This window comes from Rhodopseudomonas palustris, from assembly GCF_003031265.1.
Lineage (GTDB): Bacteria > Pseudomonadota > Alphaproteobacteria > Rhizobiales > Xanthobacteraceae > Rhodopseudomonas > Rhodopseudomonas palustris_H.
Map to the genome: position 1 here is coordinate 5,033,222 of NZ_CP019966.1, position 14,279 is coordinate 5,047,500.

At 65.6% G+C, this 14,279-nt stretch carries 13 protein-coding genes (1 of these 13 cut by a window edge); 8 read left to right on the forward strand and 5 right to left on the reverse strand.

The features are described 5' to 3' along the window. Window positions 1-28 precede the first annotated feature (28 nt). Window positions 29-1,060, reverse strand: coding sequence for a class 1 fructose-bisphosphatase (locus tag RPPS3_RS23390; protein WP_107346182.1), 1,032 nt, complete (start codon window positions 1,058-1,060; stop codon window positions 29-31). Window positions 1,061-1,531: 471 nt separating this feature from the next. Between RPPS3_RS23390 and RPPS3_RS23395 the strand changes: the two genes are divergently transcribed. After that, window positions 1,532-2,281: an alpha/beta hydrolase gene (locus RPPS3_RS23395; RefSeq protein WP_107346183.1), complete on the forward strand. Its 750-nt coding sequence runs from the start codon at window positions 1,532-1,534 to the stop codon at window positions 2,279-2,281. Window positions 2,282-2,370: 89 nt separating this feature from the next. Here RPPS3_RS23395 and RPPS3_RS23400 read toward each other — a convergent pair whose 3' ends face one another. From RPPS3_RS23400 to RPPS3_RS23415, 4 genes are all read right to left on the reverse strand, one after another. Continuing rightward, window positions 2,371-3,126, reverse strand: coding sequence for an IclR family transcriptional regulator (locus RPPS3_RS23400; protein WP_107346184.1), 756 nt, complete (start codon window positions 3,124-3,126; stop codon window positions 2,371-2,373). Window positions 3,127-3,207: 81 nt separating this feature from the next. Further along, complete coding sequence (locus tag RPPS3_RS23405; RefSeq protein WP_107346185.1) at window positions 3,208-4,296, reverse strand: extracellular solute-binding protein; 1,089 nt, start codon at window positions 4,294-4,296, stop codon at window positions 3,208-3,210. A 33-nt stretch (window positions 4,297-4,329) separates the two neighbouring features. Then, window positions 4,330-6,123 carry an ABC transporter permease subunit gene (locus RPPS3_RS23410; RefSeq protein WP_107346186.1) on the reverse strand — a complete coding sequence of 598 codons (1,794 nt, stop codon included), beginning with the start codon at window positions 6,121-6,123 and terminating at the stop codon, window positions 4,330-4,332. Further along, a complete protein-coding gene (locus tag RPPS3_RS23415) occupies window positions 6,120-7,265 on the reverse strand; it encodes an ABC transporter ATP-binding protein (RefSeq protein WP_107346187.1) in 1,146 nt (381 codons plus the stop codon). Before RPPS3_RS23415 ends, RPPS3_RS23410 begins: the two co-directional genes overlap by 4 nt. A gap of 255 nt (window positions 7,266-7,520) precedes the next feature. On the opposite strand from RPPS3_RS23415, the gene RPPS3_RS23420 reads away from it, so the two are divergent. From RPPS3_RS23420 to RPPS3_RS23450, 7 genes are all read left to right on the forward strand, one after another. Next, a complete protein-coding gene (locus RPPS3_RS23420; RefSeq protein WP_107346752.1) occupies window positions 7,521-8,327 on the forward strand; it encodes a CoA transferase subunit A in 807 nt (268 codons plus the stop codon). After that, window positions 8,327-9,094: a CoA transferase gene (locus RPPS3_RS23425; RefSeq protein ID WP_107346188.1), complete on the forward strand. Its 768-nt coding sequence runs from the start codon at window positions 8,327-8,329 to the stop codon at window positions 9,092-9,094. Before RPPS3_RS23420 ends, RPPS3_RS23425 begins: the two co-directional genes overlap by 1 nt. Window positions 9,095-9,126: 32 nt before the next feature. Then, a complete protein-coding gene (locus RPPS3_RS23430) occupies window positions 9,127-11,436 on the forward strand; it encodes a molybdopterin-dependent oxidoreductase (protein WP_107346189.1) in 2,310 nt (769 codons plus the stop codon). 14 nt (window positions 11,437-11,450) lie between these two features. Next, a complete protein-coding gene (locus RPPS3_RS23435) occupies window positions 11,451-12,020 on the forward strand; it encodes a peroxidase-related enzyme (RefSeq protein ID WP_107346190.1) in 570 nt (189 codons plus the stop codon). A 78-nt stretch (window positions 12,021-12,098) separates the two neighbouring features. After that, entirely contained in the window at window positions 12,099-12,785 is a 687-nt protein-coding gene (locus RPPS3_RS23440; protein WP_107346191.1) for an L-fuculose-phosphate aldolase, read from the forward strand. Between the two features lie 30 nt (window positions 12,786-12,815). Beyond that, the gene (locus RPPS3_RS23445) at window positions 12,816-13,775 is read left to right on the forward strand and encodes a sugar kinase (RefSeq protein WP_107346192.1); all 960 of its coding nucleotides are present in this window, start codon (window positions 12,816-12,818) and stop codon (window positions 13,773-13,775) included. 46 nt (window positions 13,776-13,821) lie between these two features. After that, a protein-coding gene (locus RPPS3_RS23450; RefSeq protein ID WP_107346193.1) for an SDR family NAD(P)-dependent oxidoreductase crosses the window boundary here: on the forward strand, window positions 13,822-14,279 show its 5' portion. The gene runs 289 nt beyond the window's last position; the window shows 458 of its 747 coding nt (coding positions 1-458); it begins with the start codon at window positions 13,822-13,824; its stop codon lies beyond the right edge, outside the window.

Consider the following 14,279-nt stretch of genomic DNA (forward strand, 5'->3'; position numbering starts at 1 on the left):
CTTCCAATTCCAACCGGGGGAGACGACGTCAGACGCGGAACAGACCGCGGCGGGCGAACAGCGGCGCCGAGCGCGACGCGGCACTCGGATCGGTGTGCAGCAGTTCGATGCGCTTGACCTTGTCGATCGACCCCATGATCAGCGGCGAGCGCTGGTGGATCGTCTTGGCGGTGAGATCGAGCACCCGCTCGCGCCCGGTCGAGGCGGCGCCACCGGCCTGCTCCATCACGAACGACATCGGATGGGTTTCGTAGAGCAGCCGCAGCCGGCCATTGCCGTAGCCCGGACGGTTGTCGCCCGGATACAGGAAGACGCCGCCGCGGGTGAGGATCCGATACACTTCGGCCACCAGCGAGCCGATCCAGCGCATGTTGAAGTCCTTGGCGCGCGGACCGTCGGCACCGGCGATGCACTCGTCGACGAAGTCGCGGATCGGCTGCTCCCAATGGCGATGGTTGGAAGCGTTGATGGCGTATTCGGCGGTGTCGGCCGGCACGGTGACGCGCTGGCGGATCAGCCGGTACACCTTGGCCTTGCGGTCGAGCGTGAAGATGTCGACGCCGTTGCCGAGCGTCAGCACCAGCGACGTCTGCGGCCCGTACACCACGAAGCCCGCCGCGATCTGGCAGGAGCCGGGGGCGGTGAACGGCTTCACGCCCGGCTGGTTCGGGATGATCGAGAAGATCGTCCCCACCGTCATGTTGGTGTCGATGTTGGACGAGCCGTCGAGCGGATCGTAGGCAATCGAGATCGGCGCGTTGGGATCGCCGTCGAGCAGGGTGTCGGACTCTTCCGACGCCAGCGCCGCGTAAGGCACATCCTTCAGCGCCTTGACGATGATTTCTTCGGCTTTGACGTCGAGATCCTTCTGCACGTCGCCGTCGGCATTGCTGCCGCCATGCGCCGCGCCGGTGATGCCGGCGAGAGCCCCCTGCCCGATCAGTTCGGAAATTTCGATCGACCCCGCGGCGATCGCGCCGACCGCGGCGGCGACGGCTTTCCGCTGCGGATCAACCGCATATGAATCCAAAAGAACTGAGAGCGTTTGGCCCTGATCCATGATGACTCCCCCACAACGCAGCGCGGCCAATTGGCTCCGCGGGCTCCGTTGGGCGGAGCTTGTGAGCCGATCGATCACATAAGAGAAATTGCATTTTCCTTGGTACCACCAAAGGAATTTTTATATGGAGCGCCGCCGCCCTGTATTTGCTTACCGGAAAACGGCGGCGCGGCGCGCATTCTGCACAATTAGTCGAAGGCCGCCGTGATTTAGATCAGAAGAGACGGCCCAAGATCGGGGTGATTTGGCCCCAATCGGTCGCAGAGTCGACACTCTTATACTTTAGCAGCGCAGCGTATCCACACCCTGCGGGTCTTTGCCGCTGCCGATCCGCATCCGCACGTTGCGGCGCAACCTCTCTTGAGCTGCCGGCGCAATTTTGGGACATAGGAAAGCTGAACCAAAACAGATGGTTGAGTGACCGGAGCGATGCCCGCGACGGCGCCGCCATCGTCGCAGGGGGGGATTCTTATGAGTGAAGCGGTGATGGCCGGCGCGGAAGCGTTCGCGTTCGATGGCGGCAAGACCGGCGTCCTGCTGGTGCACGGTTTTACCGGCAGCCCGCAAAGCATGCGCTATCTCGGCGAGCGGCTCGGCGAGCGCGGCTATTCCATTCTCGGCCCGCGGCTGCCCGGACACGGCGTCTCGCCGGCCGCGATGGCCAAAACCACCGCCAATGACTGGGTCGACTGCGCCGAGGACGCGCTGCTCGAGCTGTCCGCCAAATGCGACAAGACCTTCGTGGCCGGACTGTCGATGGGCGGCACGCTGTCGCTGTATCTGGCCGCGTCACATCCGGACAAGGTCGCCGGCGTCGTTCCGATCAACGCCGCGGTGCAGATCGACTCGCCCGACCTTGCCGGGCTGGCCTACGCGCGCGGCCTGCCGGAATTCGTCCCGGGCATCGGCTCGGACATGGTCGACACCACCACCAAGGAGCTCGCCTACGACCAGGTCCCGGTGACCTGCGTCAAGCAGGTGATGGGGCTGGCCGCCACCGCCCGCGCGCTGCTGCCGAGGATCAAGTGCCCGACCTTGGTGATCAACTCGCGTGTCGACCACGTGCTGTCGCCAGCCAACGCGACCGTGATCGCCAACCACGTCGGCTCCAGCCGGATCGAAACGCTGTGGCTCGACAACTCCTACCACGTCGCGACGATCGACAACGACAAGGACCTGATCGCTTCCGCGATCGACAGCTTCGTGAAGCGCAATCTGTGATCCACCGCGGTAGCGGCGCATCTCGGCGCTGATCGCGCCGAACACCAGTCGCTCCGCTCGTCCTTGCGAGGAGCGGAGCGACGAGGCCCTTACTTCATCCCGCCATGGCCGAGCGCCAGGCCGATGGTGCGGGCGGCTTCCATGACGTGGGCGGAGTATTCCTTGATCTGCTTGCGCTTGACGCGGATGTCCGGGCCGGACATCCCGATCGCGCCGATCAATTCGCCGGAGCGGCCGATGATGGCGCAGGCGCAGGCGGCGATGCCTTCGCGCCACTCGCCGTGCAGCACCGATGCGTACCCCTGCGCCCGGATGGCGCGGATGTCCTCGCGCAGCTCTTCGATCGTGGTGCGGGTCGAATCCGTGTAGCGCTTCAGATGCGGGCGCAGGATTTCCAGATAATCGTCCGGCATCTGTGCCAGCATCGCCTTGCCGGTCGCGACCGTGAACGCCGGCGCGCGCATGCCGACGCTGGTGTGGGCGCGGATGTGATGGGCGCTCTCGATCTTGTCGACGTACAGCACCTCGGTGCCATCGAGCACCGACAGATGCACCGTCTCGCCGGTGACCTCGGCCAGCGTGGTCATCGCCGGCCGCGCGATCCGAACCAGATCCATGCGCTGAATGACGTGATGGCCGAGCTCCCACAGCTTGGTGGTCAGCTCATAGGTGCTGTGCGGCGGGATCTGACGGACATAGCCTTGCGACTGCAAGGTCGCCAGCAGCCGGTGCACGTTGCTTTTGGTGAATTTGAGCTCGTTGGCGAGATCCGTGACGCCGCGCGGCTGATCGCTGAGCGCAAGGGTCTCGAGCAGTCGAAGTCCCTTGATGAAAGCTTTGTCCATTCAGGCGGCCGGGCAATATCTCTTTGTTGGAAATAACGACCGGCAGTCGTAACTGCCGGTCGGAGTTTGCGAGACGCCGGCTTACTGGGCCAGCATCGCGTTCAGCTTTTCTTGTCCGTATTCTTCATTGGTGGAATTCCCCGCCGGCGACGGCGCACCCCAGAAGTCCGGGCTCCACTCGATCGCCTTGGCGACGTTGTCGGGATTGTTCGCCCAATACCGCGCGATGTTCTTATCCGTCGCCGCGTCGAACACGACCTTCGACGGCAATGCCACCGGGAAGGTGGAGGTCAGTTGCGCGGCGCGCTTCGGATCAAGACGCCACGACAGCAGCTTCAGAGCATTGTCGTAGTTCGGCGCGCCTTTTGGAATCGAGAAAAAGTCGTAATAGACGAAGCCCTGATTGAAGGTGAGATCGATCGGCGCGCCTTCCAGCGCCAGCTTGCTCATCGAGCCGGTGTAGGCGAGGCACATATCGGCTTCACCGTCGAGGATCAGCTGCGGCGGCTGCGCGGCGGTGGTCCACCACTTCACCACGTGCGGCTTGATCTCCTTCAGCTTCTTGAGCGCCCGATCCATGTCGATCGGATACAGTTTGTCTTTGGTGACGCCGTCGGCCATCAGCGCGGCTTCGAAGGTGAAGCGCGGCCACGCCGGCATGCAGCGGCGGCCGGGGAATTTCTTCACGTCCCAGAAGTCGGCCCAGGTCTGCGGAGCCTTGTCGCCTTTGAACTTGTCCTTGTTGTAGACGAGGCCGACGCCGATCACCTGCAGCGCGACGCCCTTCTTGCGCTTCAGATTGTCCGGCATCGCCGCGAGGGTCTTGTGCGCGGATTCCGACAGCTTCGAATAATCGATGTCGGCCAGGCAGCAGTCGCCGAGCAGTTTGGTTTCCTGATCGAAGATGAAGGTCAGGTCCCACTGCGCCTTGCCGGCTTCGGCCTGGGCCTTGATGCGCGGACCGCTGCGGGCTTCCTGCACGGTGACGACCTTGATGCCGGTTTCCTTCTCGAACGGGTCGTACATCACCTTGCGCAGCGCATCGCCGTAGCCGCCGCCCGGATCCTGCATGATGACGACATTGCTCTGGGCGGAGGCGGTCGCCGCTCCCAGGGCGATGAATGCCGCCGAGGCCAAGGCCGGCAGTCTGAAGCGTTTCAGTCCCAACATCGTGCGTCTTCCTCGTGGTTTGATTGTTTGTCGTCAGCTCGCTTTTTGCGAGGTCGCAAGCACCGGCCGGGCGAGGAACAGCCCTCCCACGACCAGCAGAACTTCAAGCGTGGAGACCACCGCCAACACCGGATTGAGCCGGTAGTTGATGTCGCCCCACAGCATCAGCGGCAGCGTCTTGAGCTGTGCACTCGACAGGAACAGCGTCAGCACCAGTTCGTCGAACGAATGCAGGAAGGCGAAGAACGTCGCCGCCGCGAGGCCCGGCGCGATCGCCGGCAGCGTCACCAGCCGCAGCACGGTCAGCGATGAAGCACCATGCACCGCGGCCGCCTGTTCGAGCCGCTTGTCGACGCCCTGCAGCGCGGCCGCCAGGATCACCACCACGATCGGCAGACCGCCGATGGCGTGGGCAGCGGCGAGGCCGAACACCGACCCGATCAGATCGAACTTCAGGAACAGGCTGTAAAGCGACAAGCCGAGCACCACCGGCGGCACGATGATCGGGCTGACCAGCAGCAGCATGATGGCCGACTTGCCGCGGATGTTGCCGCGGACGATGCCGAGCGCCGCGCTGGTGCCGAGCCCGACCGCGATCAAGGCCGAGACCGCCGCGATCAGCGCCGAAGTCCAGAACGCCCGCATCCAGTTGGTGTCGGAGAAGAACTGCTCGTACCAGCGCAGCGAGAAGCCCGGCGGCGGAAAGGTCAGATAGCTGGCGCTGCTGAACGAGATCACCATCACCACGACAATGGGGAGGATCAGCACGGCGACGACCACGCCGCCCATCAGTCGCACTGTCCAGGTGCCGACGCCGGCCGGCAGCATCCCGAGCAGCCGCAGTAGCGGCCAGCCGATCGTATCAGCAAGGCTGCTGCCGATGGTGCGGCGCGCCGGATCGTTCGCAGCGACATGCGTCGGGCTTGCAGGGGTGGATTCGGTCAGCTTGCGGCCGCCCCAGATGAACTCCAGGCCGAGGAAACGGCCGGCGATCGCCACCACCGCCAGCGTGATCAGCAGCAGCACGACGCCGAGCGCCTGCAGGAAGCCTTCGGAGGTCACCGAATCCGCCTGCTGGGTGATGTGCATGGCGAACATCTGGTCGCCGGGGCCGCCAAGCAGCGTCGGCGTGATGAAGAAGCCGATCGCCGCGACGAACACCAGCAGGAAGCCGGCGCCGATGCCGGGCAGCGTCAACGGCAGCAACACCCGCCAGAATACGGCGATCGGTCCGGCGCCGGAGGCGAGCGCAGCACGCGTCAGGCCGGGATCGAGCCGCGACACGCTGGAATAGATCGTCAGCACCATCAGCGGCAGCAGCACCGCAGTCATGCCGAGCAGCACGGTGCCGCGATGAAACAGCAGCTGAACCGGCTCGCCCAGAACGCCGATCGCGACCAGCAGCTTGTTGACCGGGCCGGTACGGCCGAGCAGCACCATCCAGGCGTAGGTGCGGATCAGAATCGCGATGAAGTACGGCAGCACGATCGCGGTCGCGATCAGCGCACGCGTCAGACCACGGGTGCGATGGATCAGCAGCGCGGTCGGATAGCCGAACAGCAGGCACAGGAACGCCACCGTGACCGAGATCTGCATGGTCCGGACCAGCGATTCCCAATACAGCGGCACGGCGAAAACGCGCTGGAAGTAAGTCAGCCAGCTCGGGCCGCTGATGCTGATGCGGATCAGATCGATCAACGGCAGCAGATAGATGAAGCCCAAAAACGCGACCGCCGGCAGCAGCAGCAGCGCCGGGTTCTTCAGCTTCATCGCCAGACTGGAGGATGGCTGACGCCGCGGCTCGTCGGTCAGCGAGAGCGTTGTCATGCCAACACCCAGCAGTCTTCCGGGCCCCAGCTCACGTGCAGACGATCGCCGATATTCGGCAGCGGCCGCTTGGCGCTATCGGGGCAGCGCACCAGCAGCGTCTCGCCGCTCTCCATCTGTGCCTCGATGCGCAGGGTCTCGCCGAGGAAGATCGCCGAGGTCACCGTCACCGGCGTCGAATTTGCAGCCGGCTCGTCCGCAATCGCAATGCGCTCCGGACGGACCAGCACGGTGACACGGCCGACGTCGATCGCGTCGCGGCTCTCGGCTTCGAACACATAGCCGGAGCGGTTTTTCAGCGTCACCGTGGTGCCGCGCTTCTGCATGATCTCGGCTTCGATCAGATTGCTCTCGCCGACGAACGAGGCCACGAACCGATTGACGGGGTGGCGATAGATGTCGAGCGGCCGGCCGATCTGCACGATCTTGCCGGCATCCAGCACGGCAATGCGGTCGCTCATGGTCAGCGCTTCACCCTGATCGTGGGTGACGAACAGGATGGTGCTGCCGATGGTCTGGTGCAGATCGCGGATTTCGATCTGGATCGATTCGCGCAAACGACGGTCGAGCGCGCTGAGCGGCTCGTCCATCAGCACGACCTTGGGCCGCATCACGATGGCGCGCGCGATCGCGACGCGCTGCTGCTGGCCGCCGGACATTTCCGACGGCGCCTTGTCGGCGTGCGCCGACAGCCGCATGATCTCCAGCGTCTCGGCGACGCAGCGCGTGGCGGTGGCGCGATCGACACCGGCCATCCGCATCGGGAACGCGACGTTCTGCGTCACCGTCATATTGGGGAATAGCGCGTAGCTCTGAAACACCATGCCGAACCCGCGCTTGTGCGTGGGCACGTTGTGGACCGGCTTGCCGTCGACCAGGATTTCGCCGCCATCGAGGGATTGGAAACCGGCGAGCAGATTGAGCAGCGTGGTCTTGCCGCTGCCGGACGGGCCGAGCAGCGTGATGAACTCACCGGGCTCGATATCGAGGCTGATGCGGTCGACTGCGTGAAACTGGCCGTAGCGCTTTTCGGCATCGCGCACCACGATGCTCGAGCCGATGGCCTGCCGCGTTTGCGTGGCCTGCGATGCTGCACCTCGCGCGCCGAAACTCCCTGCGCGCAGAGCCACTGGCTCGGCCATCGTTCCCTCCCTGATCATTCCCGACTTCGTCGTTCTATATTATGAAACGCTATTCCAATTATTCTTGGCGGGCGACTGGGTCTTGTCAAGTCGGGGAACGTGCGCTGCGACGCGGTGGCACGCGCCGGGCCGCCATGCAGATGCGCCGAAGCGCCACGCAGGAATACGATCGGCATTGACAGAGGATCGGATGCGCGACTAATTTTATTTGGAAAGACGTTCTACAATATAGAACACAAAATCGGGAGGTTGATCGTGGCGAGCGATCTTCGCGGACTGGCGAAGTATGTGGAGCCGGGAATCCGGCTGGCCGTGCCGGTCGACTATGCCGGCGTCTCGATGGCGATGACGCGCCCGATCATCGAGCGCAAAACCGGCAACCTCCATCTCATCTGCGTGCCGACCGGCGGCCTTCAGGTCGATCAGCTGATCGGCTCGGGCCTGGTCCGCACCGTCGAGACCAGCGCGGTGACGCTCGGCGAGGCCGGCGGCGCGCCGCGGTTCAACGCAGCCGTCAAGGACGGCTCGATCAAGCTGATGGACGCGACCTGCCCGGCGATCCACGCCGGGCTGATGGCGGCCCAAAAGGGCAGCCCGTTCATGCCGATGCGCGGCCTGATCGGCAGCGACATCCTGCGGCATCGCAAGGATTGGCGCGTGATCGACAATCCGCTGGCGGACGGCGGCGACCCCGTGGTGCTGATCCCCGCGATCAAGCCGGACGTGACGATCTTCCACGCCCCGATGGCCGACCGCTTCGGCAACGTCTGGATCGGCCGGCGCCGCGAACTCGCCGCGATGGCCTATGCGTCGGCGACGACGCTGGTGACGGTCGAACGGATCGTCGACGACAGCCTGCTCGCCAACGAGATCACCGCGGCCGGCGTGCTGCCGGCGATCTACGTGACTGAAGTTGCGCTCGCGCCGAAGGGCGCGTGGCCCTACGGGCTGTGGGGCGAATATCAGGCCGACACCCAGGAACTCGTTCGCTACGCGCGCGCGGCGCGCACCGCCGAAGGTTTTGCCGAATACATGACGACGACGCAGATGGAGCCCGCCTGATGACCGACATTCATCCGCGCGAGATCCTGATCTGCACCATCGCCAAGCTGCTCGACGGCGTTCGTCATGTTGCGGTCGGCGCCTCCTCGCCGATTCCGGCCTCGGGCGCGATGCTGCTGCGGGCGCTGAAGCAGCAGGCCGGCGAGACCGGACCGCGGATTTCGATCCTCGGCTCGGTCGAGCATAACTTCTTCACCAACGGTTCGGCCGAGCTGTTCGATTGCGCCGGCCAGGGCCGCATCGACGCCTTCTTCCTCGGCGGCGGTCAGATCGACGGCCAGGGCAACATCAATCTGGTCGGCACCGGCGAGTATCCGCAGACGCAAGTGCGCTGGCCGGGCTCGTTCGGGTCGGCCTATCTGTACTACGTCGTGCCGCGCGTAATCCTGTTCCGCGAGGAGCACACCCCGCGCGCGATGGTCGAGAAGGTCGACTTCATCAGCGCGCCGGGTGTCAGCGACGACGGCGTGTATCGCACCGGCGGCCCGATCGCGCTGCTGACCAGCAAAGCGCTGTTCCGCTTCGACAAGGAGCGCCGCGGCTTCGACCTGCAAAGCGTGCATCCCGGCTACGACCTCACCGCCATCAAGGAAGCGACCGGCTTCAAGTTTGCGCATGACGACGTGCCGGAACAGACCCCGCTGCCCGATCCGGACGTGCTGAAGCTGCTGCGCGAGCGCGTCTACGACGAAGTCGCCGAGACCTATCCGGACTTCGCCGCACAGATGCGGCGTGAGATCGCACAGCCGCTGTCGCAAGCATCCTGAGCCGATCAGCCATCATCCTACGGAGACGGCGCGTGAGTGAGATCAAGCGAATCCCGCACTGCAGCCACTGGGGCGCCTATACGCTGCTGGTGCAGGACGGGAGCATCGTCGGCGTCGAGCCGTTCGCGCACGATCCAGCGCCGTCGCCGATCATTCACTCGGTGCCGGAATGGGCCAATCCCAAGCGCCGCGTGCCGCGCCCGCTGGTGCGCGCCGGCTGGCTGGAGAAACGAGAGCACAGCGACCGGCGCAAGCGCGGCGCCGAGAAGTTCGTAGCGGTCAGTTGGGACGAAGCGACCACCCTGGTCGCCGATGAAATCCGCCGCGTCTCGACGACATACGGCAACGCCTCGATCTTCGCCGGCTCCTATGGCTGGACTAATTCGGGCCGGCTGCACCACGCTTCATCGCTGCTGAAGCGGATGCTCAATCTGGTCGGCGGCTTCACCCGTCACGTCGACACCTATTCGATCGCCGCAGGCCCCGTGATCCTGCGCCACACGCTCGGCAGCTCGGACGCCTGCGACGGCCGCGCCAACACGCTCGACACCATCGCCGAACACACCGAGACGCTGGTGGTGTTCGGCGCGCTGTCGCCGCGCACCGCGCAGACCGAGGCGGGCGGAATCGGCGTACACCGCGTCGAGTCGTATTTGCGCAAGATCGCCGATCGCGGCATCCGCATCGTGCATGTCTCGCCGCTGAAAGACGATCTGCCGGAGTGGGTCGGCGCCGAATGGTGGCCGATCCGTCCGAACACCGACGCCGCGCTGATGCTCGGCCTCGCCGGCGAGATCGTGCTGGCAGGCCTGCACGCCCGCGACTTCCTCGAGCGCTGCACCAGCGGCGCCGATCAACTGATCGCGTATCTCGACGGCTCGGCCGACGGCGTCCGCAAGGATGCGGCGTGGGCGGCGGAGATCTGCGGCCTCGATGCCGAGAGCATTCGTCAACTCGCGCGGCGTCTGGTCGACACCCGCAGCATGCTGACGGTGAGCTGGAGCCTGCAGCGCGCGCATCACGGCGAGCAGCCGTTCTGGTCGGCGCTCGGCCTTGCCTCGATCATCGGCCAGATCGGCCTGCCCGGCGGCGGTGTCGGCTATGGCTACGCGTCGCTCGGCGGCGTCGGCTCGCCATTCAACATCGGCAAGTCGCCGGCGATTTCGCAGCTGACGCGGCCGATCGACAGCTTCATTCCGGTGGCGCGGATCAGCGATATGCTGCTGAACCCGGGCGGGACCTTCACCTACGAAGGCAAGACCCAGACCTATCCGGACACCCGGCTGGTGTATTGGGCCGGCGGCAATCCGTATCACCACCATCAGGATCTCAACCGGCTCGCCGAAGCCTGGACGCGGCCGGAGACGATCATCGTTCAGGATCCGATGTTCACCGCGACCGCGCAGCGCGCCGATATCGTGCTGCCGGCGACGACCTCGATCGAGCGCAACGACCTCGCCGGCAACCGCCGCTCCGATTTCGTGATCGCGATGAAGCAGGCGATCGCGCCGGTCGGCGAGTCGCTGCCGGATTTCGAGATCTTCAATCGCATCGCCGCCAAGCTCGGTGTCGCCGACGGCTTCAACGAAGGCCGCGACGAGATCGGCTGGGTGCGGCATCTCTACGAAGAGGTGCGGCAGGACGCGGTCGAACGCCTCGGCTTCGAGATGCCCGACTTCGACACGTTCTGGGAGCGCGGCTACGCCCGCTGCCCGGTCCGCGCCGAGCACACCTTCCTGGCCGACTTCCGCACCGATCCCGCCGCGCATCCGCTCAACACCGAGAGCGGCCGGATCGTGCTCGGCAGCCGCACGCTGGCCGGGCTCGGCTATGACGATTGCCCGCCGCATCCGGCTTGGCTCGAACCGGCCGAATGGCTGGGCAAGGGCGACGCCTCCGATCTGCACATGATCTCGCATCAGCCGCTCGGCCGGCTGCACAGCCAGATCGAAACCGGCGTCGCCAGCGTGGCGGCCAAGCGCAACGGCCGCGAACAGGCGAAGCTGCATCCGACCGACGCCGCGGCGCGCGGCATCCGGGACGGCCAGACCATCCGCATCTGGAACGGGCGCGGCGCCTGCCTTGCGACCGCGACGGTCACCGACACGGTGCGACCCGGCGTGCTGGTGCTGCCGACCGGCGCTTGGTTCACGCCGCGCGACGAGAACGGCCTCGAAGTCGCCGGCAATCCCAACGTGCTGACGCTCGACATCGGCACTTCGCAATTCGGCCAGGGCTGCTCGGCACATACCTGCCTGGTCCGCGCCGAACCACACATCGCCGATCAGCGCGACGCTTTCGACGAATATCAGGACAAGCTGGTCGCCCTCGCGACCGCCTAAAGAGAGACTGCGACATGACCAAGCCTGCTATCAGCCGCTTCCCGGTTCCGGATATCGCCAGCCTGCCGGAGGACATCCGCACCCGCATTCTCGCAGTGCAGGAGAAGTCCGGCTTCGTGCCCAACGTGTTTCTCACGCTGGCACATCGCCCCGATGAATTCCGCGCCTTCTTCGCCTATCACGACGCGCTGATGGACAAGCCCGGCCCGATCACCAAGGCCGAGCGCGAAATGATCGTGGTCGCCACCAGCAACGCCAACCAGTGCCAGTATTGCGTGATCGCGCACGGCGCGATCCTGCGCATCCGCGCCAAAAACCCGCTGCTCGCCGACCAGATCGCGGTGAACTATCGCAAGGCCGACATCACCCCGCGGCAGCGCGCGATGCTCGACTTCGCCATGAAGGTCTCGGCCCAGGCCTACGAGGTCGGCGACGCCGACATCGAAACGCTGAAGAGCCACGACTTCAGCGAAGAAGACATCTGGGACATCGCGGCGATCGCGGCGTTCTTCGGCATGTCCAACCGCCTCGCAAACGTCACCAGCATGCGGCCGAACGACGAGTTCTATGCGATGGGGCGCTGAGGCGCCTCGTTCGAGCTTTCGCGACGATGCGCAGCGGCCGGGAAGAGCCGCAGCGGCCAACCTTTGAGGAAACCACCCATGACGCTTCCCGGCGCTGCTGACGTCGCAACCCGGCAATCCATCATCGACGCCTGCCGCGAGATGACGGCCTTGGGCATCAACCAGGGCACGTCGGGCAACATCAGTGTTCGCACCGAAGACGGCATCCTGGTGACGCCGTCCGGCGTGCCGTACGAATTGATGCAGCCGGAAGACATCGTGGCAATGAAATGGGACGGCTCATGGACCGCGCCGGAAGGCCGCGTGCCCTCGACCGAGTGGCGCTTCCATCTCGATATTCTGCGCGAGAAGCCGGAAGCCAACGCCGTGGTGCACGCGCACCCGATCTTCTGCACCATCATCGCGATCATGAACCGCGCGATTCCGGCGATCCACTACATGATCGCGGCCGGCGGCGGCAACGACATTCCCTGCGCGCCCTACGCGCAATACGGTACCGCCGAACTGTCGCAAACGGTGCTCGAGGCGCTGCGCTATCGCCGCGCCTGCCTGATGGCGCATCACGGAATGATCGCAATCGGCCCGAACCTGCGCCGAGCTTTGTGGCTCGCCGGCACCGTCGAAGTGCTGGCCAAGCAATATCACGGCTGCCTGCAGATCGGCTCGCCGCCGCTGCTCTCGGATGACGAGGTCGACAGCATCCTGAAACGCTGGGGCCAATACGGCCTGCGCGACAGCGACCGCGCTCCCAAGACCTCCAACTAACACCAATCAACACTGCGTAAGGCTTGCTCCATGGCCCATCCCCACGACGTCAGCGTCTGCGGCACCTACATCCTCGATATTCTCGGCGTGCCGGTGACCGAGATCCCGGCCGGCGGCGGCCGGGCGCTGATCGATGAGATCCGCCTCACCGTCGCCGGCACCGCCGGTGGCACGGTCGTGCCGTGCGCCCGGCTCGGCCTGAAAGCTCTCGCAGTCGGCGCGGTCGGCACCGACGAGAAGGCCGATTGGGTGCTGAACGCGATGGAGCGCGAGGGCATCGACATCTCGGTGATGGAGAAGATCGCCGGCGCGCCGACCTCGGCGACCATCCTGCCAATCCGGCCCGACGGCTCCCGGCCGGTGCTGCACGCGCGCGGCGCTTCGGCGCGCTGGAAGATTTCGCCGGAAGCCCAGAAGGTCGCCTGCGGCAGCAAGGTGCTGCATCTCGGCGGCGTCGGATCGCTGCTGGCGATGGACGGCGAACCGACGGTGTCGCTGCTGCGCGATGCCAAGGCGGCCGGCTGCATCACGACGGTCGATCTGATCCAGGCGCGCGGCGAAACGCTGCCGCTGCTCGAGCCGCTGATGCCCTACACCGACTTCTTCATGCCGAGCATCGACGAAACCCACGCGCTGATCGGCAGCGACGATCCGGCGACCTGCGCGCGCTACTTCATCGGCAAGGGCGCCCGCGCCTGCGCGATCTCGCTCGGCGAGCACGGCTCGTTCGTGATGACGCGCGACGGACGGCAGTTCACCGTGCCGGCATTCGACATCACCGTGCGCGACACCTCGGGCTGCGGCGATTCCTACACCGGCGGCTTTATCGCCGGCCTGGTGCGCGACTGGGATCTCCAGGACTGCGCCCGGCTGGCGACAGCCACGGCCGCCATCGTCGCCACGGGCCTCGGCTCCGGCGCCAACCTGGTGTCGTTCGAGGAGACGGTGAAAGCCATGAACACACTGCCGGTGCGTGCCGCGCGCACCTGAGTTCATCACGACCTATCTTTCGATCGGAACGTTTCGAGGATCACTCATGACCAGACATGCCATCGTCACCGGAGCCAGCCGCGGCATCGGACGCGCCATCGCGCTCGGCCTTGCTCAGCGCGGCTACGACCTCGCCCTCACCGACATCGCCGCACAGGAAAGCGTGCTGCGTGAGACCGTCGAGGAGGTGAAGCAGCTCGGCCGCAAGTGCATTCCGATCCTCGCCGACGTCAGCAAGATCGAGGATTGCCAACGTTCGGTGGCCGAGGCGGTCGCGGGGCTCGGACACGTCGACGTGCTCGTCAACAATGCCGGCATCCTGCGACTGGCGATGATCGACGAGACCACGCCCGAACATTGGGATCAGACCTTCGCGGTGAACGTCCGCGGCGTTTTCCAGATGACCCAGGCGGTCGTCGTCCACATGAAGGAGCGGCGTTACGGCCGCATCGTCAATATCGCGTCGCTGGCCGCCCGCACCGGCGGTCCCGGCCAGTCGCACTA

What these genes read in the sequence shown, in the direction of transcription:
- RPPS3_RS23390 (WP_107346182.1), bottom strand. Translation starts at nt 1,060, where the DNA reads ATGGATCAGGGCCAAACGCTCTCAGTTCTTTTGGATTCATATGCGGTT.
- RPPS3_RS23395 (WP_107346183.1), top strand. Translation starts at nt 1,532, where the DNA reads ATGAGTGAAGCGGTGATGGCCGGCGCGGAAGCGTTCGCGTTCGATGGC.
- RPPS3_RS23400 (WP_107346184.1), bottom strand. Translation starts at nt 3,126, where the DNA reads ATGGACAAAGCTTTCATCAAGGGACTTCGACTGCTCGAGACCCTTGCG.
- RPPS3_RS23405 (WP_107346185.1), bottom strand. Translation starts at nt 4,296, where the DNA reads ATGTTGGGACTGAAACGCTTCAGACTGCCGGCCTTGGCCTCGGCGGCA.
- RPPS3_RS23410 (WP_107346186.1), bottom strand. Translation starts at nt 6,123, where the DNA reads ATGACAACGCTCTCGCTGACCGACGAGCCGCGGCGTCAGCCATCCTCC.
- RPPS3_RS23415 (WP_107346187.1), bottom strand. Translation starts at nt 7,265, where the DNA reads ATGGCCGAGCCAGTGGCTCTGCGCGCAGGGAGTTTCGGCGCGCGAGGT.
- RPPS3_RS23425 (WP_107346188.1), top strand. Translation starts at nt 8,327, where the DNA reads ATGACCGACATTCATCCGCGCGAGATCCTGATCTGCACCATCGCCAAG.
- RPPS3_RS23435 (WP_107346190.1), top strand. Translation starts at nt 11,451, where the DNA reads ATGACCAAGCCTGCTATCAGCCGCTTCCCGGTTCCGGATATCGCCAGC.
- RPPS3_RS23440 (WP_107346191.1), top strand. Translation starts at nt 12,099, where the DNA reads ATGACGCTTCCCGGCGCTGCTGACGTCGCAACCCGGCAATCCATCATC.
- RPPS3_RS23445 (WP_107346192.1), top strand. Translation starts at nt 12,816, where the DNA reads ATGGCCCATCCCCACGACGTCAGCGTCTGCGGCACCTACATCCTCGAT.